General features: G+C 51.9%; 24 protein-coding genes, 1 pseudogene and 1 other annotated feature. Of the genes and pseudogenes, 24 read left to right on the top strand and 1 reads right to left on the bottom strand.

Translation table 11 applies throughout. The features are described 5' to 3' along the window. The first annotated feature begins 44 nt into the window (after positions 1–44). The 19 genes from lpxH (at position 45) to pseI (ending at position 15765) form a co-directional block, all read left to right on the top strand. The gene (lpxH, locus tag BZJ21_RS09140; RefSeq protein WP_077669618.1) at positions 45–779 is read left to right on the top strand and encodes a UDP-2,3-diacylglucosamine diphosphatase; all 735 of its coding nucleotides are present in this window, start codon (positions 45–47) and stop codon (positions 777–779) included. Positions 780–808: 29 nt separating this feature from the next. Then, entirely contained in the window at positions 809–1285 is a 477-nt protein-coding gene (locus tag BZJ21_RS09135; protein WP_077669617.1) for a YchJ family metal-binding protein, read from the top strand. Between the two features lie 99 nt (positions 1286–1384). Then, positions 1385–1588 carry a hypothetical protein gene (locus tag BZJ21_RS09130; RefSeq protein ID WP_021022348.1) on the top strand — a complete coding sequence of 68 codons (204 nt, stop codon included), beginning with the start codon at positions 1385–1387 and terminating at the stop codon, positions 1586–1588. Between the two features lie 232 nt (positions 1589–1820). After that, positions 1821–1959 (top strand) — a sequence feature (His leader region). Between the two features lie 34 nt (positions 1960–1993). After that, on the top strand, positions 1994–2890 hold the full coding sequence (gene hisG / locus BZJ21_RS09125; protein ID WP_077460410.1) for an ATP phosphoribosyltransferase: 897 nt from the start codon (positions 1994–1996) through the stop codon (positions 2888–2890). A 6-nt stretch (positions 2891–2896) separates the two neighbouring features. Next, complete coding sequence (hisD, locus tag BZJ21_RS09120) at positions 2897–4213, top strand: histidinol dehydrogenase (protein ID WP_077669616.1); 1317 nt, start codon at positions 2897–2899, stop codon at positions 4211–4213. 2 nt (positions 4214–4215) lie between these two features. Then, positions 4216–5268: a histidinol-phosphate transaminase gene (gene hisC, locus BZJ21_RS09115; RefSeq protein ID WP_101494571.1), complete on the top strand. Its 1053-nt coding sequence runs from the start codon at positions 4216–4218 to the stop codon at positions 5266–5268. A gap of 11 nt (positions 5269–5279) precedes the next feature. Next, positions 5280–6347 carry a bifunctional histidinol-phosphatase/imidazoleglycerol-phosphate dehydratase HisB gene (gene hisB, locus BZJ21_RS09110; protein WP_077669614.1) on the top strand — a complete coding sequence of 356 codons (1068 nt, stop codon included), beginning with the start codon at positions 5280–5282 and terminating at the stop codon, positions 6345–6347. Beyond that, positions 6347–6946: an imidazole glycerol phosphate synthase subunit HisH gene (gene hisH, locus BZJ21_RS09105; RefSeq protein WP_077669613.1), complete on the top strand. Its 600-nt coding sequence runs from the start codon at positions 6347–6349 to the stop codon at positions 6944–6946. The genes hisB and hisH overlap by 1 nt, the downstream gene beginning before the upstream one ends. A gap of 6 nt (positions 6947–6952) precedes the next feature. Continuing rightward, positions 6953–7690, top strand: coding sequence for a 1-(5-phosphoribosyl)-5-[(5-phosphoribosylamino)methylideneamino]imidazole-4-carboxamide isomerase (gene hisA / locus BZJ21_RS09100; RefSeq protein ID WP_077669612.1), 738 nt, complete (start codon positions 6953–6955; stop codon positions 7688–7690). Then, positions 7672–8445 (top strand): imidazole glycerol phosphate synthase subunit HisF, encoded by a 774-nt coding sequence (gene hisF, locus BZJ21_RS09095; protein WP_077669611.1) that lies wholly within the window; start codon positions 7672–7674, stop codon positions 8443–8445. The genes hisA and hisF overlap by 19 nt, the downstream gene beginning before the upstream one ends. Beyond that, positions 8442–9065: a bifunctional phosphoribosyl-AMP cyclohydrolase/phosphoribosyl-ATP diphosphatase HisIE gene (hisIE, locus tag BZJ21_RS09090; RefSeq protein WP_077669610.1), complete on the top strand. Its 624-nt coding sequence runs from the start codon at positions 8442–8444 to the stop codon at positions 9063–9065. Before hisF ends, hisIE begins: the two co-directional genes overlap by 4 nt. A 205-nt stretch (positions 9066–9270) precedes the next feature. After that, on the top strand, positions 9271–9813 hold the full coding sequence (locus BZJ21_RS09085; RefSeq protein WP_021022339.1) for a hypothetical protein: 543 nt from the start codon (positions 9271–9273) through the stop codon (positions 9811–9813). A 62-nt stretch (positions 9814–9875) separates the two neighbouring features. Then, positions 9876–10040 (top strand): hypothetical protein, encoded by a 165-nt coding sequence (locus tag BZJ21_RS16305; RefSeq protein WP_021022338.1) that lies wholly within the window; start codon positions 9876–9878, stop codon positions 10038–10040. 158 nt (positions 10041–10198) lie between these two features. After that, the gene (gene pseB / locus BZJ21_RS09080) at positions 10199–11194 is read left to right on the top strand and encodes a UDP-N-acetylglucosamine 4,6-dehydratase (inverting) (RefSeq protein WP_025738853.1); all 996 of its coding nucleotides are present in this window, start codon (positions 10199–10201) and stop codon (positions 11192–11194) included. Between the two features lie 12 nt (positions 11195–11206). Continuing rightward, positions 11207–12352, top strand: a complete 1146-nt coding sequence (pseC, locus tag BZJ21_RS09075) for a UDP-4-amino-4,6-dideoxy-N-acetyl-beta-L-altrosamine transaminase (protein WP_077669630.1) — start codon at positions 11207–11209, stop codon at positions 12350–12352. 3 nt (positions 12353–12355) lie between these two features. Beyond that, on the top strand, positions 12356–13060 hold the full coding sequence (gene pseF / locus BZJ21_RS09070; protein WP_077669609.1) for a pseudaminic acid cytidylyltransferase: 705 nt from the start codon (positions 12356–12358) through the stop codon (positions 13058–13060). Continuing rightward, positions 13057–14151, top strand: a complete 1095-nt coding sequence (gene pseG / locus BZJ21_RS09065) for a UDP-2,4-diacetamido-2,4,6-trideoxy-beta-L-altropyranose hydrolase (protein ID WP_077669608.1) — start codon at positions 13057–13059, stop codon at positions 14149–14151. Before pseF ends, pseG begins: the two co-directional genes overlap by 4 nt. After that, entirely contained in the window at positions 14142–14720 is a 579-nt protein-coding gene (gene pseH / locus BZJ21_RS09060; protein ID WP_077669607.1) for a UDP-4-amino-4,6-dideoxy-N-acetyl-beta-L-altrosamine N-acetyltransferase, read from the top strand. The genes pseG and pseH overlap by 10 nt, the downstream gene beginning before the upstream one ends. Continuing rightward, positions 14704–15765 carry a pseudaminic acid synthase gene (gene pseI, locus BZJ21_RS09055; RefSeq protein WP_077669606.1) on the top strand — a complete coding sequence of 354 codons (1062 nt, stop codon included), beginning with the start codon at positions 14704–14706 and terminating at the stop codon, positions 15763–15765. The genes pseH and pseI overlap by 17 nt, the downstream gene beginning before the upstream one ends. A gap of 72 nt (positions 15766–15837) precedes the next feature. Here pseI and icd read toward each other — a convergent pair whose 3' ends face one another. After that, entirely contained in the window at positions 15838–17088 is a 1251-nt protein-coding gene (icd, locus tag BZJ21_RS09050) for an NADP-dependent isocitrate dehydrogenase (protein WP_077576318.1), read from the bottom strand. A 139-nt stretch (positions 17089–17227) separates the two neighbouring features. Here icd and BZJ21_RS09045 point away from each other — a divergent pair. The 5 genes and pseudogenes from BZJ21_RS09045 to BZJ21_RS09025 all read left to right on the top strand — a co-directional run. Next, positions 17228–17863, top strand: a pseudogene (locus BZJ21_RS09045) (pseudouridine synthase); the annotation flags it as partial. A 419-nt stretch (positions 17864–18282) separates the two neighbouring features. Then, a complete protein-coding gene (gene mnmA, locus BZJ21_RS09040; protein ID WP_077660681.1) occupies positions 18283–19392 on the top strand; it encodes a tRNA 2-thiouridine(34) synthase MnmA in 1110 nt (369 codons plus the stop codon). 13 nt (positions 19393–19405) lie between these two features. Then, entirely contained in the window at positions 19406–20050 is a 645-nt protein-coding gene (gene hflD / locus BZJ21_RS09035) for a high frequency lysogenization protein HflD (protein WP_021022328.1), read from the top strand. A 25-nt stretch (positions 20051–20075) separates the two neighbouring features. Further along, positions 20076–21443, top strand: coding sequence for an adenylosuccinate lyase (gene purB, locus BZJ21_RS09030; protein WP_077669604.1), 1368 nt, complete (start codon positions 20076–20078; stop codon positions 21441–21443). A gap of 109 nt (positions 21444–21552) precedes the next feature. After that, the gene (locus tag BZJ21_RS09025) at positions 21553–22701 is read left to right on the top strand and encodes a ribosomal protein uL16 3-hydroxylase (protein WP_077669603.1); all 1149 of its coding nucleotides are present in this window, start codon (positions 21553–21555) and stop codon (positions 22699–22701) included. Positions 22702–22775 lie beyond the last annotated feature (74 nt).

The raw sequence follows: 22775 nt of genomic DNA, 5'->3' as shown, positions 1-22775 counted from the left end.
TCTTTTTGAGTGAGCCGCTCGTTTTGCCAATAAAAAGCCAATACATGCCACATACCCTCTTTATTGCTGATTTACACCTCAGCCCTACTCGGCAAGATATCACTGATTGCTTTTTACGATTTATGTCCGAGGAAGCGGTCCACGCTGATGCACTCTATGTGCTGGGAGATTTGTTTGAGGCTTGGATTGGCGATGATGATCACAGCCCCTTTCATCAGCAAATCAAAACCGCCTTTGCGACCCTCACACAGCAAGGCGTACCTGTGTACTTTATTCATGGCAATCGTGATTTTTTAATCGGAAAGCGTTTCGCCCGTGAAACAGGCATCACCTTGTTGGATGAGCACACATGCATTGATTTATATGGTACGCCGACCTTGATTCTCCATGGCGATACCCTATGTTTGGCGGATGCCGACTACCAAGCATTTCGTCGCAAAGTCCACCAGCGCTGGCTACAACACGTGTTTTTATGCTTACCCTTAGCGTTGCGACGTCGTATTGCGGCCAAAATGCGCGCGGGCAGTGCCAATGCCAATCAGCAAAAGTCGTCCACCATCATGGATGTGACGCCACAAGAAGTGCAGCGCCAGTTAGATAACGCGGGAGTGGTTAACATGATTCACGGCCATACCCATCGCCCCCATGTCCATCAATGGTGTGATCAAGGCCACGATTACCAGCGCATCGTGTTAGGCGATTGGTACCAACACGGGTCGGTATTAGTGTGTGGCCCGCAAGGCTGTGACTTACAAACTCGCGACTTTATCCATCACTAAGCTGTTCAGCCTATCGTTAAGAGATCTTTATGCAGACTGATTTATGCCCTTGTTGTAGTAACAAACCCTACGCCGAATGCTGCGCGCCCGTTCATCAACATCCGGCCAACGCTGCCCACCCTGAGCAATTGATGCGTGCTCGCTACAGCGCACATCCGAAAGGCTTGGTGGACTTTATTGTCGCGACCTATCACTGCGAATGCGGCGCCGAGGCATTTCGGGATGATATTGCCATGATGACCGACCATCAGTGGCAATCACTTGAGGTGCTCGATAGCGAGGTATTAAACCACGGTGAGCTTGGATTTGTGACCTTCAAAGCCCACTTTATTGCCGACGGTGAGCCTCAGTGTTTGCATGAGCGGTCTCGGTTTGTCCAAGAAACAATCAATGGACAGCCTCAATGGCGATATATCGATGGTGTTTTCCCCGGCCATATCAAAGCCGGCCGTAATGACCCTTGCCCGTGTGGCAGCGGGCGTAAGTTTAAAAAGTGTTGCAGCTAGCCCCCTAGCCTCGCCATTCTAAATAACTTATGGTTAAAAAATCATCAAGTTTGGTGCTTCGTGGTCGATACTAATAGTAAGACCAAAGGAGGACCCATCATGAACTGGCTTGGCAATTTGAGTCCTGTGTATCGCACGCCGCATGCACCGCCCACGAAAGTATGGGCGATCCGCAAATCGGAACACATTGATGCGCGTAAAGAGCGGCGGCTAGACGATCTCAATGATCACGCTCAGCAACCGCACCAAGAGCACGAGGAAAAAACACCTAAAAAAGACGGTGAACTCGATATTTATGTCTAGCCTCGGTGTCGACGCTCTCGCTGTTCATGGCGATGGCGACGCTTACGGCGATAGCGACGCTTACTTAGCATGAAGACACGTGAAAAAAACGCGCTTTGACTGGTTGCAATCCAAACGGATTTTGATATGGTCATAAACAGTTAAGCTTTTTGGTATAGAGCTTATTTTTATCACAGAGCGTACTTTCGTTAGATAATGGACGACCAACAATGATTTCAGCACTAATGACCATGCATCACCACCATCATCCTGACTAGTCTTTCGGGAGGAATGGTTTCGACTGGAAGACGAGTAAAAAGCGCTTCCGTCGGTCATTAGCAAGCTAACAGATTCAGACCCTCGGGAGCATCGTCTTCCGAGGGTTTTTTCTTTTTTAGCTTTTCATTTTTAGACAAGGAAGCACACATGCAAACACAACGCTTACGTATCGCCATCCAAAAAAAGGGCCGCCTCGCCAAAGAATGCCAAGAGCTGCTTAAACGCTGCGGGGTAAAAATCAATTACACCGGTGAACGTTTAGTGGTCCACGCCGAAAACATGCCCATCGATCTGCTACTGGTTCGTGATGATGATATCCCTGGCCTTATCATGGACGGCGTAGTCGACTTAGGTGTGATTGGTGAGAACGAATTAGAAGAAGTTCGCCTTGAGCGCATCAAGTTGGGTGAGCCAAGCCAGTATCAGCTGCTTCGTCGCCTCGACTTTGGTGGCTGTCGTCTTTCCATTGCGCTGGATAAAGACCAAAATTACAACGGCCCACAAGATCTCGCTGAGCAACGGATTGCGACCACCTATCCCAATATTCTTAAAGCCTACATGGACAAGCAGGGTGTGAATTTCAGCACCTGTATGCTCAATGGCTCCGTGGAAGTGGCGCCACGTGCGGGGCTCGCCGATGCGATTTGTGATTTGGTCTCAACGGGCGCCACCTTAGAGGCCAACGGCTTGAAAGAAGCCGAAGTCATTTTTCGCTCCAAGGCAGTGTTAATTCAGCGTGAAGGCAGCTTCAGCGAAGAGAAAACCGCATTAATTGAACGCTTGCTCACTCGCATGCAAGGCGTGATTCAAGCCAAAGAGTCGAAATACATCATGCTTCACGCGCCAAGCGAGGCGCTAGAAAAAATTGTTGAGCTGCTTCCCGGTGCCGAAGACCCGACCATTTTGCCGCTCGCACACGAAAAAAGCCGTGTGGCGGTGCACCTTGTCAGTACCGAAAACCTGTTCTGGGAAACCATGGAAAAGCTCAAACAATTGGGCGCAAGCTCAATCTTGGTCCTGCCGATTGAAAAGATGATGGAGTAAGTCACCATGCGAACAGTAGTCTGGAAATCACTCGGAGAGTCACAAAAAGAGGGCTTGATGCGCCGCCCTGCGATCACAACCGGTGCCCAAACCCAAGCGAGCGTCGCGGAGATTATCGCCGATGTCCGAGAGCGCGGAGATGAAAGTTTAAAGGCGCTGACAAAAAAATTTGATGGTGTCGACCTCGATAGCATCAAACTCGACAAAGCGATCTTGGCCGATGCCGAAGCGCGATTGGGAGAAGATATCAAACTCGCCTTGCGCCAAGCCTACGACAACATCAGCACCTTTCACCGCGCACAAAAAGCCCAGCCGTTGAAAGTCGAAACCATGCCAGGGGTGGTATGTGAATCCATCACTCGCCCGATTAACCGCGTCGGGCTGTATATTCCTGGCGGGAGCGCGCCCTTGCCGTCTACTGTTTTGATGCTGGGCGTGCCGGCGCAAATTGCCGGCTGCCGTAAGGTGGTGCTGAGTACCCCGCCGCCGGTGGCCGATGAAATCTTATACTGTGCCAAACTGTGTGAGATTGATGAAATTTATACCCTTGGCGGCGCACAAGCGGTGGCGGCGATGGCCTTTGGCACTCAAAGTGTGACCAAGGTGGATAAGATTTTTGGCCCGGGCAATGCCTATGTCACCGAAGCCAAACGTCAGGTGAGCCTTGCTGCCAATGGCGCAGCGATGGACATGCCTGCCGGCCCCTCTGAAGTCTTGGTGATTGCTGATGCCGGCGCGGATCCCGACTTTGTTGCCGCGGATTTACTCAGCCAAGCGGAGCACGGCCCCGATTCACAAGTAGTGCTAGTGACGCCGGCACCCGAGATGGCAGAAAAAGTCGCCGATGCGGTGCAGCAGCAATTAACCACGCTCAGTCGTGCAGAAATTGCCAAGCAAGCGCTGGGCAGCAGTGTGATTATTATTGCCGATACTCTCACCCAATGCGTGTCGATTTCTAACCGCTACGGGCCAGAGCACTTGATTGTGCAGACTCAGCAGCCTCGAGATTTGTTGCCACTGTTGGATAACGCTGGCTCGATTTTCTTGGGCGCCTATTCGCCCGAATCCGTGGGTGATTACGCCTCAGGCACCAACCATGTGTTGCCGACTTACGGTTATACCCGTACCTACAGCAGTTTAGGGCTGGCCGACTTTAATAAGCGGATGACAGTGCAACAGGTCAGCGAAAGCGGCTTACAAGCACTGGGCCCGACCGTGATGCGAATCGCAGAAGCCGAGGGCTTGGATGCGCATCGCCAAGCGGTCGATATTCGTCTAAATAAGCTACAACAAGCCCAAGCCTCAGAGGACCCGTTAGTATGAGCATCGATAAACTCGCCCGTGAGCAAGTACAAGCGCTCACGCCCTATCAGTCAGCTCGCCGTATCGGTGGCAGCGGGGATGTGTGGCTCAATGCCAATGAATCCCCCTTTGACAATGCTTATACCCTGAGCGGCCAAGGACTCAATCGCTACTCCAGCTGTCAGCCGGCATCATTGATTAATGCCTATGCCAACTATGCGGGGGTAGACACGGGCCAAGTGATTACCACTCGTGGCGCCGATGAAGGGATTGATTTATTGCTGCGCGCGTTTTGCGAGCCAAACCAAGATAGCGTACTGATTTGCCCACCCACCTATGGCATGTATGCGGTCAGTGCAGAAAACCAAGGGATCGCCACCACCCAAGTGCCGCTCACCGCCGACTGGCAGCTGGACATGGCAGGAATTGATTCCGCCTTGGAGGCAGATGCCAACATCAAGCTTATCTTCGTATGTAGTCCTAATAATCCGACCGGTAATTTAATTAACCGCGACGACATAGAAGCGCTACTCACCCGCACCCAAGGTCGCGCGATTGTGGTGTTGGATGAAGCCTATATCGAATTTAGTCCAGAAGCGACCTGCACCGATTTACTCGCGCGCTTTGAGAATCTGGCCATTTTGCGCACGCTATCAAAAGCGTTCGCTCTGGCGGGACTACGTTGCGGCTTTACCCTCGCCAATCCCGCTATTATTAACTTGATGCTCAAGGTGATCCCGCCGTATCCGGTGCCGGTGCCCGTGGCAGATATTGCCGAGCAAGCGCTCTCCGAAGCGGGCTTGGCGCGGATGAAGTATCAGGTTTTGGACTTAACCGCCAACCGTGCCTATTTGCAAGCCGGCCTCAGTATGCTGCCCGGCATCAAGGTGCATCCAGGCTTTGGTAACTACCTGCTGATAAGCCTGGACGACACCGATGCGGTGTTCGAGCACTTGGGTAATGCGGGGATTATTGTGCGCCGTACCGCGATCGAGAACAGCTTACGCATCAGTATTGGCAACCGTGACGAATGTGAAAAAGTGTTGGCTTTTATCCGCCAGCAGCTCAGTGAATAAGGACAACCACTGTGAAAGACAAGATTTTATTTATTGACCGTGATGGCACCTTGATTGTGGAGCCGCCTGAAGACTACCAAGTGGATCGTCTGGATAAATTGGCCTTTGAGCCGGACGTGATCCCCGCACTACTTAGCCTGCAAGCGGCGGGCTACACCTTGGTGATGGTGAGCAATCAAGATGGTTTAGGGACCGATAGCTTCCCGCAAGCGGACTTTGATGCACCACACAACATGATGATGGCGCTATTTCGCTCACAAGGGATCCATTTTGAAGACGTGCTGATTTGTCCGCACTTTGATAGCGACGACTGTAGCTGCCGCAAGCCCAAATTAGGCTTGGTAAAAGACTATCTGCAGCAAGGCCGGATTGATTTCGCCCAATCGGCGGTGATTGGCGATCGCGACACCGATATCACCTTAGCCAACAATATGGCGCTACAAGGGATCAAATACCAACGTGGGGTGATGGGCTGGCCGCAGATTGTCGAGCGTCTGACCTTGCAGCCGCGCATCGCATCGGTGACTCGCACCACCAAAGAAACCGACATTCAGGTGGCTGTTAACCTGGATAAGAGTGGCGGCAGCCGCATTGAAACCGGACTGGGCTTTTTTGACCACATGTTGGATCAAATCGCCACCCACGGCGGTTTTCAGCTGAGCGTTGGCGTTAAAGGCGATTTGCACATCGATGACCACCACACCATTGAAGACACCGCCCTCGCCTTGGGCGACGCGCTTAAACGGGCGCTGGGCGATAAGCGCGGTATTGGCCGTTTTGGGTTTAGCCTGCCGATGGATGAATGCTTGGCGCAATGTGCGTTGGATTTATCCGGACGTCCGTTTCTTAAATTTGAGGCCAGCTTCCCGCAGCCACAAGTGGGCGATATGTCGACCGAAATGGTCGGACACTTCTTCCGCTCATTGACCGACACCTTGGCCTGTACTCTGCACCTGACGGTGTCGGGCGAAAACACCCACCACTTGGTGGAAAGCTTATTTAAAGCCTTTGGCCGCACCTTGCGTCAAGCCATCAAGGTCGAAGGCGATGCCTTGCCAAGCAGTAAAGGAGTGCTGTAATGCGCAAACAGACTGTCATTATCGATACCGGCTGCGCCAATGTCTCCTCGGTACGCTTTGCTGTCGAACGCCTGGGGTATCAAGCCATATTGAGCCGCGATCCCGACGTAGTGCTGGGGGCAGACAAGCTTTTTTTGCCCGGCGTCGGCACAGCCAGCGAAGCGATGAAAAACCTCACCGAGCGCGGCTTAGTGGATTTAGTTAAACAGGTTGAGCAACCGCTACTGGGAATTTGTCTTGGCATGCAAATGCTAGGCACGCGCTCCGATGAAGGCGATAGCCCGGTTGAGTGCCTTGGCCACATCCCCGCGCCGACCAAGCTAATGGATACCGATGGCCAGCCTTTACCTCATATGGGTTGGAATCGGGTCGCCACCGTCAATGACCATCCCTTATTCGACAGCATTCCCGCTGGCAGCTACTTCTATTTTGTCCACAGTTACGCGATGCCGGTCGGTGATTACACCTTGGCACAATGTCATTATGGTCATGCGTTCAGTGCGGCCATCAATCGAGGCAATTACTTCGGGGTTCAGTTTCACCCTGAGCGCTCGGGCAAAGTGGGCGCGCGTTTGATTCAGAATTTTTTGGAGATGTAAGCAAGGATGATTATACCAGCACTCGACTTGATAGACGGCCAAGTGGTGCGCCTTTATCAAGGAGATTATCAGCAAAAAACCGACTACAGTTTTGACCCGCGTGAGCAGTTTGCGCGTTACCATCAAGCGGGCGCGGATTGGTTGCACCTCGTGGATTTAACCGGTGCCAAAGATCCGACTGCGCGTCAGGTCGACTTAATCACCGAGATTTTGCAATCAACGCCCGCCAATATCCAAATCGGCGGCGGCGTGCGCACCGAAATGGACGTGATTGAGCTGCTAAACACCGGCGCGCAGCGCGTAGTGATCGGCTCCACCGCGGTCAAATCCCCCGATTTGGTCAAAGGCTGGATGCAAACCTACGGCCCTGACCGGATTGTATTGGCACTCGACATTCACATTGACAGTGACGGGACGCGACGCGTGGCGGTGTCCGGCTGGCAACAAGACTCCGGCGTCACCATTGAAGCGCTACTCGACGATTATTTGTCCGTCGGGCTAGAGCATGTGCTGTGCACCGATATCTCCCGCGATGGCACCTTGCAAGGCAGCAATGTGGCGCTTTACCGAGACTTGTGTCAGCGCTATCCGAGCATTGCGTTTCAATCATCAGGCGGCATTGGCAGTCTCGAAGACATTCGCGCCTTGCGCAATACCGGCGTCGCAGGCGTGATCGTCGGCCGCGCCCTACTGGAAGGCAACTTTAGCGCAGAGGAGGCGATCGCATGCTGGCAAAACGGATAATTCCTTGTTTGGACGTCCGCGACGGACAAGTGGTTAAAGGCGTGCAATTTCGTAATCACGAAATCATCGGCGATATCGTCCCACTCGCCAAGCGTTACGCCGAAGAAGGCGCTGATGAGTTGGTGTTTTATGACATCACCGCCTCCAGTGACAGCCGGGTGGTCGATAAAAGCTGGGTCAGTCGCGTCGCGGAAGTAATTGATATCCCCTTTTGCGTCGCCGGTGGAATTAAATCCGAAGCCGATGCCCAACAAATCTTGGAATTCGGCGCGGATAAAATATCGATTAACTCACCCGCCTTGGCCGACCCAAGTTTGATCACGCGGCTGGCCAATAAGTTTGGCGTGCAGTGCGTGGTGGTTGGGATTGATTCCTTCTTCGATGAAGCCACCGGACACTATCAGGTCTATCAATTTACCGGCGATGAAAGCCGCACTCAGGCCACGCCATGGCAAACCGCCGCGTGGGTTGAAGAGGTCCAGCAACGGGGCGCAGGCGAAATCGTACTCAATATGATGAACCGCGATGGCGTGCGCCAAGGCTATGACTTAACCCAACTAAAAATGGTGAGAGAGCGCTGTCAGGTGCCCCTGATTGCCTCCGGCGGTGCCGGTGAAATCGCGCATTTCGCCGACGCCTTTTTACAAGCAAATGTCGATGGCGCGCTGGCCGCTTCGGTGTTTCACAAGCAAATCATCGCGATAAGCGAATTAAAACAAACATTAAAACAACAAGGGATCGAGGTAAGAGTATGACGGCAGCGTGGGTAGAACGTATCGATTGGGAGAAAAACGCCGGCTTGGTGCCTGCGATTATCCAACACAGTGATAGCGGCCAAGTATTGATGCTGGGCTACATGAATGCCGATGCACTGAACGCGACGCTCGAAACCGGTCGCGTCACCTTTTGGTCGCGCAGCAAGTCGCGTCTTTGGGTAAAAGGCGAAAGCTCCGGTCATGTGTTGAGCCTGGAACACATTGCACTCGATTGCGATCAAGATACCTTATTGGTCACGGCGACGCCACACGGGCCCACCTGTCACCTCGGCACGACCACCTGCTTTGACAGTGACAACAAACCGCCACACACGGGTCCCGGCTTTTTGTCGAGCCTTGAGCAAGTGCTTGCCAGCCGCAAAGACGCCACGCCTGATGACTCTTACACCGCAAGCTTATTTGCCAAAGGCACCAAGCGTATCGCGCAAAAAGTGGGGGAAGAAGGCGTCGAAGTCGCCCTCGCTGCCACGGCAGGCGATAAAGCCGAGCTATTAAACGAAAGTGCCGACTTGCTCTATCACCTGTTGGTGTTGCTGCAAGACCAAGAGCTTAGCCTCCATCAAGTGACCGAAGTCCTCGCCTCTCGCCACCAAGGCTAACAGCGAAGCGCGTTAACCTAACCATGGTCCCTTCAAAGCGCCGTCCACATGCGGCGCTTTTTGCGACTGACATATCAATAAAGTACTAGCATCCGCCGTCTATCGCTTTTAACCCATAAAAACAAAACGCCACTCTGATACTATCGCTCCTTAAGTATTCAATATAAAGGCACAATTCGAGAAGCCTTAAAACATCAATGCCTCCATGAGAAAACAGCTTATTACAGAGAAATACCGCTCACTAAGGCTGGCTGTACTGAAACAAACGCAAAGCGAGTTTGAGCAGCTTCAACCTGATTTAATTGACTGTATCTCGTTAACTGAAATCAATGAATTAGCGCTTGTTGCTCAAAACCAGTGGCATCCCTCACCGGTTCGTCAGATTGGCTGGGATTGGCGACAAATACTGCAACAGTACCGCAGAGATCATATGGCTAGATTAGAGCTGGCGATATGGCACCACCAGGATCTTAGTGGCCTAATGATCGGGAAAGCGAGTGAGGGCAGACTAGTTGTAAAAATCAACTATATTCAAGGAGGAGACGCAGTAAACCCCTTGAAAGGTTATATTCTTCCCATCGCCTCGCGATGTGCCGAACTGTTCGCTGCTGCTATCAATGCCGGATGGATTGGAATCCAAGATCCAATAGAGAATGAAGACTTACTCCATTACTATCACCTATTAGGTTTCAATCAACGCGATCCATTCGATCCAAGAAACAATGCATTGTTCAAGCGTATCAGCTGAGCACTCAGCAGCTTTGCAACCCCATTTTATTCGGTTATAATTACATCAATATGGAGGTACGTATGACACAATTAGCGACAAAAAAAACAGATGACTTCGATTTGGAAAAAGCGCTTAAACGTATGCAATATCATGCGGATAAAACTCGCTTATCATTCGATAAAGCACTGAAAGTCAAATCACCAAAGACACTGGCTGGCCGCCTTGCTGGTCCAGCGAAAGCATAATTGTTATCGCTTTCTGCCTACGCGCTCACTTAGCACCACGTATTATAAATTTTAATCGCTGACCACCCATTATCACCAGAACGCCCTAGCAGATCGCCAAATCCTGCTCAGATCAGTTAAACTGCCTGTATTCCCGACAGTTAGTGACAAGGCGTCCTATGTTTAACGGCAAATCCATTCTGATCACCGGCGGTACTGGTTCTTTTGGTAAAAAGTACGTCCGCACCCTGCTTGAACGCTATCAACCACGTCGCCTCGTGGTGCTCTCTCGCGATGAGCTCAAGCAATATGAAATGCAGCAAACCTTTAATGCCCCTTGCATGCGCTATTTTATCGGCGATGTGCGTGATGGCGATCGTTTAATGCAAGCGATGCAAGGCATTGACTATGTGATTCATGCAGCTGCACTTAAGCAGGTACCTGCCGCCGAATACAACCCGATGGAATGTATCAAGACCAACATTCACGGTGCAGAGAATGTGATTCGCGCTGCGATTGCCAACGGGGTGGAAAAGGTGATTGCGCTCTCGACCGATAAAGCCGCCAGCCCCAATAATCTCTATGGCGCCACCAAACTGTGTTCAGATAAATTGTTTGTCGCCGCTAACAATATGACCGGAGGCCAAAAGACACGTTTTTCGGTGGTGCGCTATGGCAATGTGGTCGGCTCGCGCGGCTCTGTGGTGCCTTTGTTTAAGAAAAAGGCAGCGGAAGGAGCGGATCACTTGCCCATTACCCATCCTGAAATGACCCGTTTTTGGATTACCTTGCAGCAAGGGGTGGATTTCGTGCTGAAAAACTTTTCGCGCATGTATGGCGGTGAAATATTTGTCCCTAAGATCCCATCGGTTCGTCTGACGGATCTCGCCAGCGCCTATGCCCCGAATACTCCCGTCAAGGTGATAGGCATTCGTCCCGGCGAGAAAATGCATGAAGTGATGTGTCCGGCTGATGATGCGCACCTGACGCTCGAATTTGCCGATCATTACGTGATTTGTCCCACCATTAAGTTCTACGATGCCGATGATGACTATCGAGAAAATGCGTTGGGCGAAAAAGGACAGCCCGTGCCAGAGGGCTTTGAGTATCAATCAGGCACTAACCCAGATGTGTTAACCGTCGAGGCTATTTTGCAACTCGACACCGAGCAGTAAAGGAGTATGGCGTTGATCCCATACGGAAAGCAGCATCTTAGCGAGCAAGACTGTGCCGCTGTGCTTGAGGTGCTAAAAAGTGATTATCTGACGCAAGGCCCGCAAGTTCCGGCTTTTGAAGCCGCCGTCGCCGAACTCACCGGGGCTGCGCATGCGGTCGCCGTTAATAGCGCGACATCTGCCCTGCATCTGGCTTGTCTGGCGTTAGGACTGGGCCCAGGCGATCGTTTATGGACCTCCCCCATCACCTTTGTCGCGTCAGCCAATTGTGGCCGATACTGTGGTGCTGAGGTGGACTTTGTCGATATCGACCCGAACACACGTAATCTATGCCCCCAGCAGCTCGCGAAAAAGCTGGCACAAGCGGCCGCTACTCACAGCTTACCCAAAGTGCTGGTGGTGGTGCATATGGCCGGTGTCAGTGCGCCAATGGCCGAGATTGCCGCGCTCGCCAAACGTTATCAGGTAGCCATTATTGAGGATGCGTCACATGCGATGGGCGCCTACTATCAAGAAGCGGCGGTGGGTGGATGCCAGTACAGCGATATTAGCGTGTTTAGTTTTCATCCAGTCAAAGTGGTCACCGCGGGAGAGGCAGGGGTTGCCACTACCCAACATGCCACATTGGCGAAAGCGCTGCGTCAGTTACGTAGCCACGGGATCACCCGTGACGCAGAAGACTGCCACGCAGCCTTGCCGCCTTGGGGTTATGAGCAGCATGCATTGGGGATGAACTATCGCCTCTCGGATATTCATGCCGCACTTGGCCGTTCACAATTAACCCAGCTTCGTTCCTTTATCGCCAAACGGTTTGCACTCGCTGAGCGTTACCATCAGGCACTGGCGGATTTGCCCGTCAAGCGGCCCATTTTAGACCCTGAGTCGGCATGGCATTTGTATTTGATTGAGCTTGAGCACGCCGATACACGCCGCGCCGTTTTTGAGGCAATGCGTGCGCAAGGCATTGGCGTGAACGTGCACTATATTCCCGTGAATACGCAACCTTACTATCAGGCACTGGGCTTCCAGCCCGGAGATTTCCCGCTTGCCGAACAGTATTACGCGGGCGCACTCACTTTGCCGCTTTACCCCGATTTAACCGAGCAACAGCAAGACACAGTGATTGCTGCGCTACAAAAAGCCATTAAGGACGCGTGACCGATGAATGTATGTATTATTCCCGCCCGAGGTGGCAGCAAACGCATTCCGGGCAAGAACCTCAAACTGTTTAACGGTGCGCCCATTATCACTTATGCCATTGCGACAGCACGTCAAAGTGGGCTATTCGATCGCGTCTTGGTTTCCACCGATTGCGAAGACATTGCCAGTGTGGCGCGCGATGCAGGCGCTGAAGTGCCTTTTGTACGTCCCGCCGAGATTGCCGGTGATCACGCTACTACCTTGGATGTGCTTGAGCATGCGATCCAGTGGCTTAACCCGTCGCCACAGCAAACGCCTTTGCAAGCGATATGCTGCCTGTATGCGACCACTCCCTTTGTCACCACGGATGACTTGCGCCAAGGCTTAGCGTTACTGGACGGCGACACCGTCAAATACAGTTTTGCCGCCACCCGCTACGCCTTTCCGATTCAGCGCAGTATTCATGTCGATGCCGATGGCAGTGTCAGCATGTTGTGGCCCGAGCACTTCACCACCCGTTCACAAGACTTACAGCCGGCCTACCACGATGCGGGAATGTTTTACTGGGGCACGCCAAGTGCTTTTTTAGCGCGCGAACCGGTTTTTTCCCCTCACTCGAAAGCCGTGTTGATCCCTCATTACCGCGTGCAAGACATTGATGAGCCGGATGACTGGCTACGCGCTGAGCTAATGTATCAACTGTTGGAGCAACAAGCCTTGCTATGAGCCATATTGCCATTCGAGTCGATGCCTCCCAAGCGATAGGTACCGGCCACATCAGCCGCATGCATGTGTTGGCTAGCATGCTACAAGGGTCTGGCCATCAGGTGACCTTAGTGTGTCGCGACTTGCCCGGCAATTTGATAGCAGTCAGCCATGAACAAGGCTTAACGGTGGCGGTGTTGCCTGCTCCCAAAAACTCGCTTAGCAACACCGATTGGCTGGGTGTGAGCCAGCGGCAAGATGCCGAAGAGACAACCGCATACGTCGCTAACCAGCCGGTGGATTTGATGGTGGTGGATCATTACGCCCTCGATGCCCGCTGGGAGCAGTCAATTCACATCCAATTGTGCTGTCCGGTGATGGTAGTCGATGATTTAGCCAATCGGCCCCACGATTGCGCGTTTTTGCTCGATCAAAATCCTTGGCCTGATCTCACCACGCGCTACGCATCACGGCTTGTAAATCCACAAACCCGATGCTTATTGGGGCCAGACTATGCACTATTGCGTCCAGCATTTGCCGCCTTACATCAGTCTCCGCCGCCGCGGGAAGATAAGGTAATCGCCTTTTTCTCCGGCACGGACCCGACCGGTGAAAGCCGCAAGCTCGTGGACGCGGTGAAGCACCTAGAAGCCGTTCAACACCTAGAAGAAGAGCAAAAGCTCGATAGGCTGCCTTTCTCGCTATTAATTGTCACCGGCCGGCGTAACCCAGACCGCGATGCATTGTGTAAAGAGCCTGTCCCCGATGGGGTTAGCGTAGTGGAAGCACTGTCGGACTTTGATGCCCACATGGCACGGGCACGCTATGCATTTGGGGCGGCCGGTGTGACCGCCATTGAGCGCAGCTGCTTGGGGGTCCCGAGCACCTTGGTGTGTGTGGCGGAAAACCAACACGCCATGGCCGAGTATCTCGCCGGACAACCGGGCTATCAATACTTAGGACGCGGTGAGCACACCCGCTGGCAAGATTACGCGTCTGCACTGCAGCACCTTGCGGCAAATTGGTATCAGCTTCCTACTCTGCCAGCGATCACCGATGGAAAAGGCGCAGAGCGCGTGGTCGCGGCCTTGGAGCATGACTTATGCAACTAATTTTTAAAGCGGTGAGTCACGCGGACAGTGATACCTTATGGCATTGGCGCAATCGTCCCGCTGTTCGCCAGTTTATGTACACTCAGCATGAAATTAGCCATGATGAGCACAAGGCATGGTTCAGCCATATGCTTGCCAACACGCACCGTTATTTCTATATCGTCTACAAGCGCGTAGACAGCCAACCAAACACCCCGCTTGGCGTGGTCAACCTTGACCTCGATAGCGAGAATAGGACAAGTGCGACCTGGGCTTTTTATGCGGCCCCAGATGCACCGCGTGGCAGCGGCGCACTCATGGAATTTGGCGCATTAAGTTTAGCATTTGAGACCTTGGGTGTGACCCAGTTGAACTGTGAAGTGCTCAGTCATAACCAGGGAGTGGTTCGGCTACATCAACGCTTTGGCTTTCGTGAAACGCCGCAAAGTCGGCAACGCACCTTTTCCCTGCCTGAGGGAAAAACAGTCGAGATTGTGTGCCTGTCTTTGTCCGCTGATGAGTGGCAGCAAGACGCCAGCGCCCTTCAAACCAAACTGAATATCGATGCGGTTTATGAACAACGACATTAAAATTGCAGGCCGTTTGATCGGTCCCCAGCATCCTCCCTATATCATTGCCGAAATGTCGGCCAACCATAATGGTAGCCTTGAGCTTGCCAAGCAAACCATCTCCATGGCCAAAGCCTGCGGTGCCGATGCTGTCAAAATGCAAAGCTATACCGCCGATACCATTACCCTTGATTGCGACCACGATGAATTTCAGATCAAAGGCGGACTGTGGGATGGTTATAGTCTCCACCAACTATATCGCTGGGCACAAACCCCGTTTGAGTGGCACAAGCCGTTATTTGATCACGCACGAAAGGAGGGTATCACCCTATTCTCTTCTCCTTTTGATTGCTCAGCGATTGACTTGCTCGAGGATCTTAACGCCCCCGCCTATAAAATTGCCTCGTTCGAGGCGATTGATTTGCCTTTGATTCGCTATGCCGCGCAAACCGGTAAACCGATGATCATCTCAACCGGCATGGCTGACGAGACAGAGATCGCCGAGGCGGTAGCGACCGCCCGTGATAACGGCTGTCGTGAGCTGGTGTTGCTTCATTGTATCAGCGCCTACCCCGCGCCAATTGAACAAAGCCATCTGCGAACCATTCCAACCTTAGCCAGCCGCTATCAAACATTGGCGGGTTTATCCGATCATTCGCTGACCAATACCGCCGCGATCGCAGCCGTGGCACTCGGCGCGTGCGTGATTGAAAAACATGTGATGCTCTCTGAAAATTCGGGAGGCCCGGATGCTGCTTTCTCGCTTACGCCACCTGCACTCAGTGCGCTTTGTGAGCAAACCCACGCGGCGTGGCAAGCGTTAGGAGAAAGCGCCCTCACCACCCGAGAGGCCGAGTCGAGCAACCGTCAATTTAGGCGCTCTTTGTATGTCTGTGAGGATATCGCGCCCGGTGAACCACTCACGCCCGATAATGTGCGCAGTATTCGTCCTGGCTTTGGGCTGGCGCCGAAACACTATGATGCCGTGATCGGAAAACGAGCAACACGCGCGTTAACCAAAGGCACCGCGTTGTCATGGGAGGATATAGGCTCATCGTCTGAGTGAAAAACGCCTTGGCCACTAACAAAAAAACCCGGCTCACTCGCCGGGTTTTATCATCGTGCGATAACACTATTATTACATTTGAGCGATCATGTCGTCTGCAAACTCAGAGCACTTACGTAGGCTCGCACCTTCCATTTGACGCTCGAAGTCATAGGTCACAGTTTTGTTGGCGATGGTTTTTTCCATTGATTTGATCACCAAATCAGCGGCTTCAAACCAGCCCATGTGACGCAGCATCATTTCTGCTGACAGGATAAGCGAGCCTGGATTTACCTTGTCTTGGCCCGCGTATTTTGGCGCCGTGCCGTGGGTAGCTTCAAACAGTGCCACACCGTCACCAATGTTGGCACCTGGGGCGATACCAATACCACCAACCTGCGCTGCCAAAGCATCAGATACGTAATCACCATTCAAGTTCATGGTGGCAATCACATCATACTCTGCAGGGCGCAACAGAATTTGCTGCAAGAAAGCATCTGCGATGGAATCTTTAATAATGATTTCTTTACCGGTTTTTGGATTTTTCATCGTCATCCACGGACCGCCATCAAGCAACTCGGCACCAAACTCTTTATTGGCTACTTCGTATGCCCAATCTTTAAACGCCCCTTCGGTAAACTTCATGATGTTACCTTTGTGGACGATGGTCAGTGAGTCGCGATCGTTATCGATGGTGTACTCGATAGCCGCACGAACCAGACGCTTGGTACCTTCTTCAGAAATCGGCTTGATACCGATACCACACTGCTCTGGGAAACGGATTTTGTTGGCACCCATTTCTTCGCGCAGGAATTTAATCACTTTATCGGCTTCTGCGGTGCCCGCTTTAAACTCGACACCCGCGTAGATGTCTTCTGAGTTTTCACGGAAGATCACCATATCGGTATCTTCTGGCTTTTTCAGAGGGCTAGGAACGCCAGTGAAGTAACGTACCGGACGCGCACAAATGTAGAGATCGAGCTCTTGGCGAAGGGCCACATTCAGAGAACGAATACCACCGCCAACAGGCGTTGTCAGTGGGCCTTTAATCGCCACTTTGTATTCACGAATAAAGTCGAGTGTTTCAGCCGGTAGCCATTGATCATCACCGTATACCTTGGTGGATTTTTCACCGGTGTAGATTTCCATCCATGAAATCTTACGCTCACCGTTGTAGGCTTTAGCAACTGCGGCATCAACAACTTTGATCATTGCAGGGCTAACATCCATCCCGATGCCATCCCCTTCAATGTAAGGGATCACAGGGTGGTTAGGGACTACCAGTTTTGTGCCGTCGAGTGTAATTTTTTCACCTTCCGCCGGTACAACTACTTTACTTTCCATTTTAATCTCCTAGCGTCCATTTGTTATCTTTGTGTAAGATGCGCAACGAGGATACTCGAATTCATACAACACGCCAAACAGATTATTACGTGTATAATACCAAAGTCTCATTTGCCGTTTAATCTATTTGACAGCCCGTATGCCATATAAATCCCGCTCTCAGCCAGCGTCAAAGGCTGTTTCAAACACCACTGCCAAATCATCTCAACACGCACAGGATTCACGCGCGACGGCGATGACCACTAAAGTGATACTTGTTAACAAACCTTATAACATGTTGACCCAGTTTAGCGGTGAGCCCGGTGACAGCACATTAGCCGACATCGTCTCCGTAAAAGACGTGTACCCGGCCGGTCGACTCGACAAGGACAGCGAAGGCTTGCTGGTGCTCACCAATAACGGTGTCTTACAAGCCAGATTAACCCAGCCTTCATCTAAATCTCCCAAAACCTATTGGGTCCAAGTGGAAGGTGAGCCCAGCGATGAAGCGATTCAAGCGCTTTGCGACGGTGTGGAGCTAAAAGATGGTCTAACGCTACCCGCTGAGGTATCAAAAATGGCGTCACCCGCCGTGTGGGAACGCCATCCTCCGGTACGCTATCGCGCCAACATTCCCACTACCTGGTTAAAGGTGGTGCTGCACGAGGGGCGAAATCGACAAGTACGCCGGATGACTGCCCATATTGGCCACCCGACGCTGCGCTTGATTCGCGCCCAACTCGGCGCCTGGCAGCTGGATGATTTGCAGCCAGGCCAGTGGTGTGAGGTTGATCCGCCGAAAGGCTTTGAGCAGTTCACCCCTAAACCCAAAGGGCCAAAAGGGAAAGCACCGCGTGGGCGCACTCGATCGTCCAAGCGCGCACCGTCGAAGAAGGCTCGATAAAGCCAAGCTTCACAGCAATTGTCGTCACCGCTCTGAGATTAGATACCACGCACAGACACGCCGTGAATCCATCCCTGGAGGCTCCGCCGCGCCATCCATGGCGCGGAGGGTCTTTGCGCGGCACCCAATCACAGACTATGTCCGCCATTGATATTTAATCGCATCAACATAAGCTACATCGGTCGCCGTCCACGCAACCATCTATCTACTTTAGATAACGGTTAACGTGTGAGCCTTATCACATCTGTATCCGGCGATTTGATTCTGTTAAACTCAGCGTCCGTTTATTGATAGCAGCATTTGTGATCGCCATGTCAGATAACAGCAGCAAAAAAGTGATTGTCGGAATGTCCGGCGGTGTTGATTCGTCCGTTTCTGCCTACTTGTTGAAACAACAGGGTTATCAGGTCGAAGGCCTGTTTATGAAAAACTGGGAAGAAGATGACAACGAAGAATACTGCTCTGCTGCAGAAGACTTGGCCGATGCGCAAGATGTCTGCGATAAGTTGGGCATTGAGCTACATACCATTAATTTTGCCGCTGAGTATTGGGACAATGTGTTCGAGCATTTTTTGACCGAGTACAAAGCAGGCCGTACGCCGAATCCAGATATTCTGTGCAATAAAGAAATTAAATTTAAGGCATTTCTCGAGTTTGCCGACGAAGTGCTAGACGCCGATTATATTGCTATGGGCCATTATGTGCGTCGATCTTTCCCCGACAATGGTGAAAAAGCACAGATGCTGCGTGGCCTTGATAGCAATAAAGACCAAAGCTACTTCTTATATACACTCAGCCACGATCAGATTGCACGTAGCTTATTCCCAGTTGGCGATCTCGAAAAGCCACAAGTGCGCCAAATTGCCGAAGAACAAGGCTTGGTGACCGCAAAGAAAAAAGACTCCACTGGGATCTGCTTTATTGGTGAGCGCAAATTTACTGACTTTTTATCGCAGTACTTACCCGCGCAACCGGGGCCCATCGAAACGACCGATGGCGAGAACATCGGTGAGCACCAAGGTCTGATGTATCATACCCTGGGCCAACGTAAAGGCTTAGGGATTGGCGGATTAAAAGGCGGTAACGGTAGCGAAGCGCCCTGGTATGTGGTCGATAAAGACGTTGAGCGCAATGTACTGATTGTAGGTCAAGGCCATGATCATCCACGCTTATTCTCTGCAGGCTTAATAGCAGCCCAATTACACTGGGTCGATCGCGAGAATGTGACCGAGACACGCCGTTGCACAGTCAAAACCCGATATCGTCAACACGATATATCATGTACTATCACGCCTGTTGATAATGACACCATAAAAGTGACATTCGACGAGCCGCAAATTGCGGTCACCCCTGGCCAATCCGCTGTTTTTTATGACGGCGACGTGTGTTTAGGTGGTGGTATTATCGAGCAACGTATTTAAGGAGCCGTGATCAGTGGCAGAGACGATTTATGATCGCACCCTCGCTTTTGCGAGCATTTGTCAGGCAGCAAAACTGGTGCAAGATGTGTCCCGTCAGGGCTATTGTGACCAAGACGCGCTCAGTACCAGCTTAAGCAGCATCGTGATGACGAACCCGTCCTCGACGCTCGATGTGTTTCGCGGTGAGGTCGGTAATGTCACTGGCGGCGGTGAGTCAGGGCTCCATTTAGGCTTGGAAGCGCTGATCAGCCAGCTGGATAATAGCAGCAACGGTAGCGAGCTAATGCGTTATCTGATCAATTTGCTCGCCTTAGAGCGCAAGCTTGCCAGCCGTCGTGATGCCATGGCGCAATTGGGCGATCGGATCGAAACCATCGAGCGCCAATCGAGCCACTTTGATCTGCTTGATGAGCAAATGATCAGTAATCTTGCCAGTATTTATCTCGACGTCATCAGCCCATTGGGCCCGCGTATTCAGGTTTCTGGCGACCCGCAACACCTACAACAAACCGGCGTGCAACATCGTGTGCGTGCCCTCTTGTTATCTGGTATCCGTAGTACCGTACTATGGCGCCAAGTAGGCGGTAAACGCCGACATCTCATTTTTGGTCGTAAACAAATGGTTGAGCAGGCCAAAACTATTCTAGCCCGTAGCTAATCAGATTGAACTCAGGAGACATAAAATGGAACTGTCAGCGCTGACTGCTGTTTCCCCGGTCGATGGCCGATATGGTACGAAAACGATTGCGTTACGATCGATTTTCAGTGAATTTGGATTGCTAAAGTATCGCACCATCGTTGAAATCCGCTGGCTGCAAAGCTTGGCAGCCACTGACAGCATCAAAGAAGTGCCTGCATTTAGCGATGACGCCAACGCCCTCCTCGATCGGATTGCCGCTGAATTTGATGAGCAAGACGCCGCCCGAATCAAAGAGATTGAGCGCACCACTAATCACGACGTCAAAGCGGTTGAGTACTTTTTAAAAGAAAAAATTGCTCAACACCCAGAGATTCATGCGGTTAGCGAGTTTATTCACTTTGCCTGTACCTCGGAAGATATCAATAACCTATCTCACGCACTGATGCTTAAAGACGCGCGTGATACGGTGATCTTACCGGAAATGCAGCAGCTTGCCGATGCAGTTAAAGACTTGTCACAACAATTCCGCGATGTGCCGATGCTCTCTCGCACCCACGGCCAACCGGCTTCGCCGTCGACCATGGGTAAAGAAATGGCGAACGTTGCCTACCGCATGGCGCGTCAGATTAAGCAAGTCGAAAGCACTGAAATCCTCGGCAAAATCAACGGTGCAGTGGGTAACTACAACGCCCATTTGTCGGCCTACCCAGAGATTGATTGGCACGCCTACAGCGAAGCCTTTGTCACTTCGCTCGGTATCGACTGGAACCCGTACACCACTCAAATTGAGCCGCATGACTACATTGCTGAGCTCTTTGATGCCGTGGCGCGTTTTAACACCATTTTGATCGATTTTGATCGTGATATCTGGGGCTATATCGCGCTGGGTCACTTCAAGCAAAAAACGGTTGAAGGTGAAATTGGCTCGTCGACCATGCCACATAAAGTCAATCCGATTGATTTCGAAAACTCGGAAGGTAACCTCGGCCTGGCGAATGCAATTTTCTCTCACCTGGGGCAAAAGTTGCCGATTTCTCGCTGGCAGCGTGATCTGACCGATTCGACAGTATTACGTAACCTGGGTGTCGGCGTGGGTTACACCCTAATTGCTTATGCCTCGACCCTTAAAGGGATCAGCAAGCTAGAAGTCAACCAAGCCGCGCTAGAAGCCGAGCTGGATAAGAACTGGGAAGTGCTTGCCGAACCGATTCAAACCGTAATGCGTCGCTACGGCATTGAAAAGCCGTACGAGAAGTTGAAAGAGCTCACGCGCGGTAAACGGGTGGATGGCGAAGGCATGCGTGCTTTTGTTGATGGCCTCGACTTACCTGAGCATGAAAAAGCGCGCTTGAAGCAAATGACACCGGCTAACTACATTGGTGATGCGGTCAAGCTCACTGACAAACTTTAAGCAAAACGTTCTCATACCTCACGGCCTCCATTGGGGGCCGTTTTTTATCCCCCTCGCACCGCCCCGCTCAGCGCGTTATACTGCCGCAAATTCCTTAACCTGTGATGCTATGTATCAGTTTCAATTTTCCATTGCCGACTTTATGTCCACCTATTGGCACCAAGCGCCTACCGTTATCCGTCAAGGCTTTATAGACTTCGAGGATCCCATCGACCCAGAGGAAGTCGCAGGCTTGGCGATGGAAGCCGATATTGATTCTCGCATGGTGACACACGCGAATGGTCAATGGCAGGTTGCCCACGGACCGTTTGAGGATTTTAGCAACTTTCCTGATACTCACGCGCAACTGATTGTTCAGGCAGCCAACCACTGGCACCCAGGCGCCCGCGAGTTAGCCAGTGCCTTTTCGACACTGCCTCAGTGGTTATTCGACGATCTTATGGTGTGCTATTCCCAGCCGCAAGGTGGCGTGGGACCCCATATCGATCAATACGATGTCTTTATTGTTCAAGGGCAAGGGCGTCGTCGCTGGCGCGTTGGGCCGAAAGGCGATTATCAAGATGCCAATCTCGAGACCGGTCTCAAGCAAATTACTGGCTTTGATGCCATTATCGATGTCGAACTAGCCCCTGGCGATATTCTTTATATTCCACCCGGTTTCCCGCACGAGGGTGATACCCTAGAACCTTCGCTCAGTTACTCGATTGGTTATCGATCGCCAAAAGCGCGCGAGCTACTCAGTAGCTACGCGGATCAAGTGATTGTTGATGAAGCGGGCGATAACCACTTCCATTGGCCCGCGATGCCAGCGCAACCCGATGCGCCAGCGGCACTCGACCCACAACATCTCGCCCAAATGGATGAGATGATGATGGCATTAATGCAGGACGAAACCCGTAAAAAGCGCTGGGTTGGCGAGTTTCTCTCTCAGGCTCGACACGAGCTCGATTTGCTCAGCCCCGATCCGCAGTGGCAGCCTGATAGCCTCAAAGCCGCCATGCAAGATGGTCTGTGTTTAGAAAAACTCAGTGGCTTACGTGCTTTTTATCACGCTGATCAGTCAGAAATAATTTTTATGCTCGGTGAAAGCTTTGACTTACCGGAAGGCTGTGAGTCACTGACGCCTAAGCTGTGCAATCAGCGTTTTATCGATTGGGAAATGCTCGGTGAAGCCGCTGAAAATAGCCTATTTTGGCCGATGCTCACGCTGTGGGTAAACCGCGGCTACTGGTATCCTTTAGACGAGGTACCAGAATAACCGCGATTTTTTGCAAAAGATCGCGCTCGATGGTTGATAAAAAAGCGCAGGAAACACACCTGCGCTTTTTTTCA

The organism is Salinivibrio costicola subsp. alcaliphilus (assembly GCF_001996185.1).
Classification (GTDB): domain Bacteria; phylum Pseudomonadota; class Gammaproteobacteria; order Enterobacterales; family Vibrionaceae; genus Salinivibrio; species Salinivibrio costicola.
The sequence above is the reverse complement of the archived record's forward strand: the minus strand, read 5'-3'. Positions and strand labels throughout refer to the sequence as shown.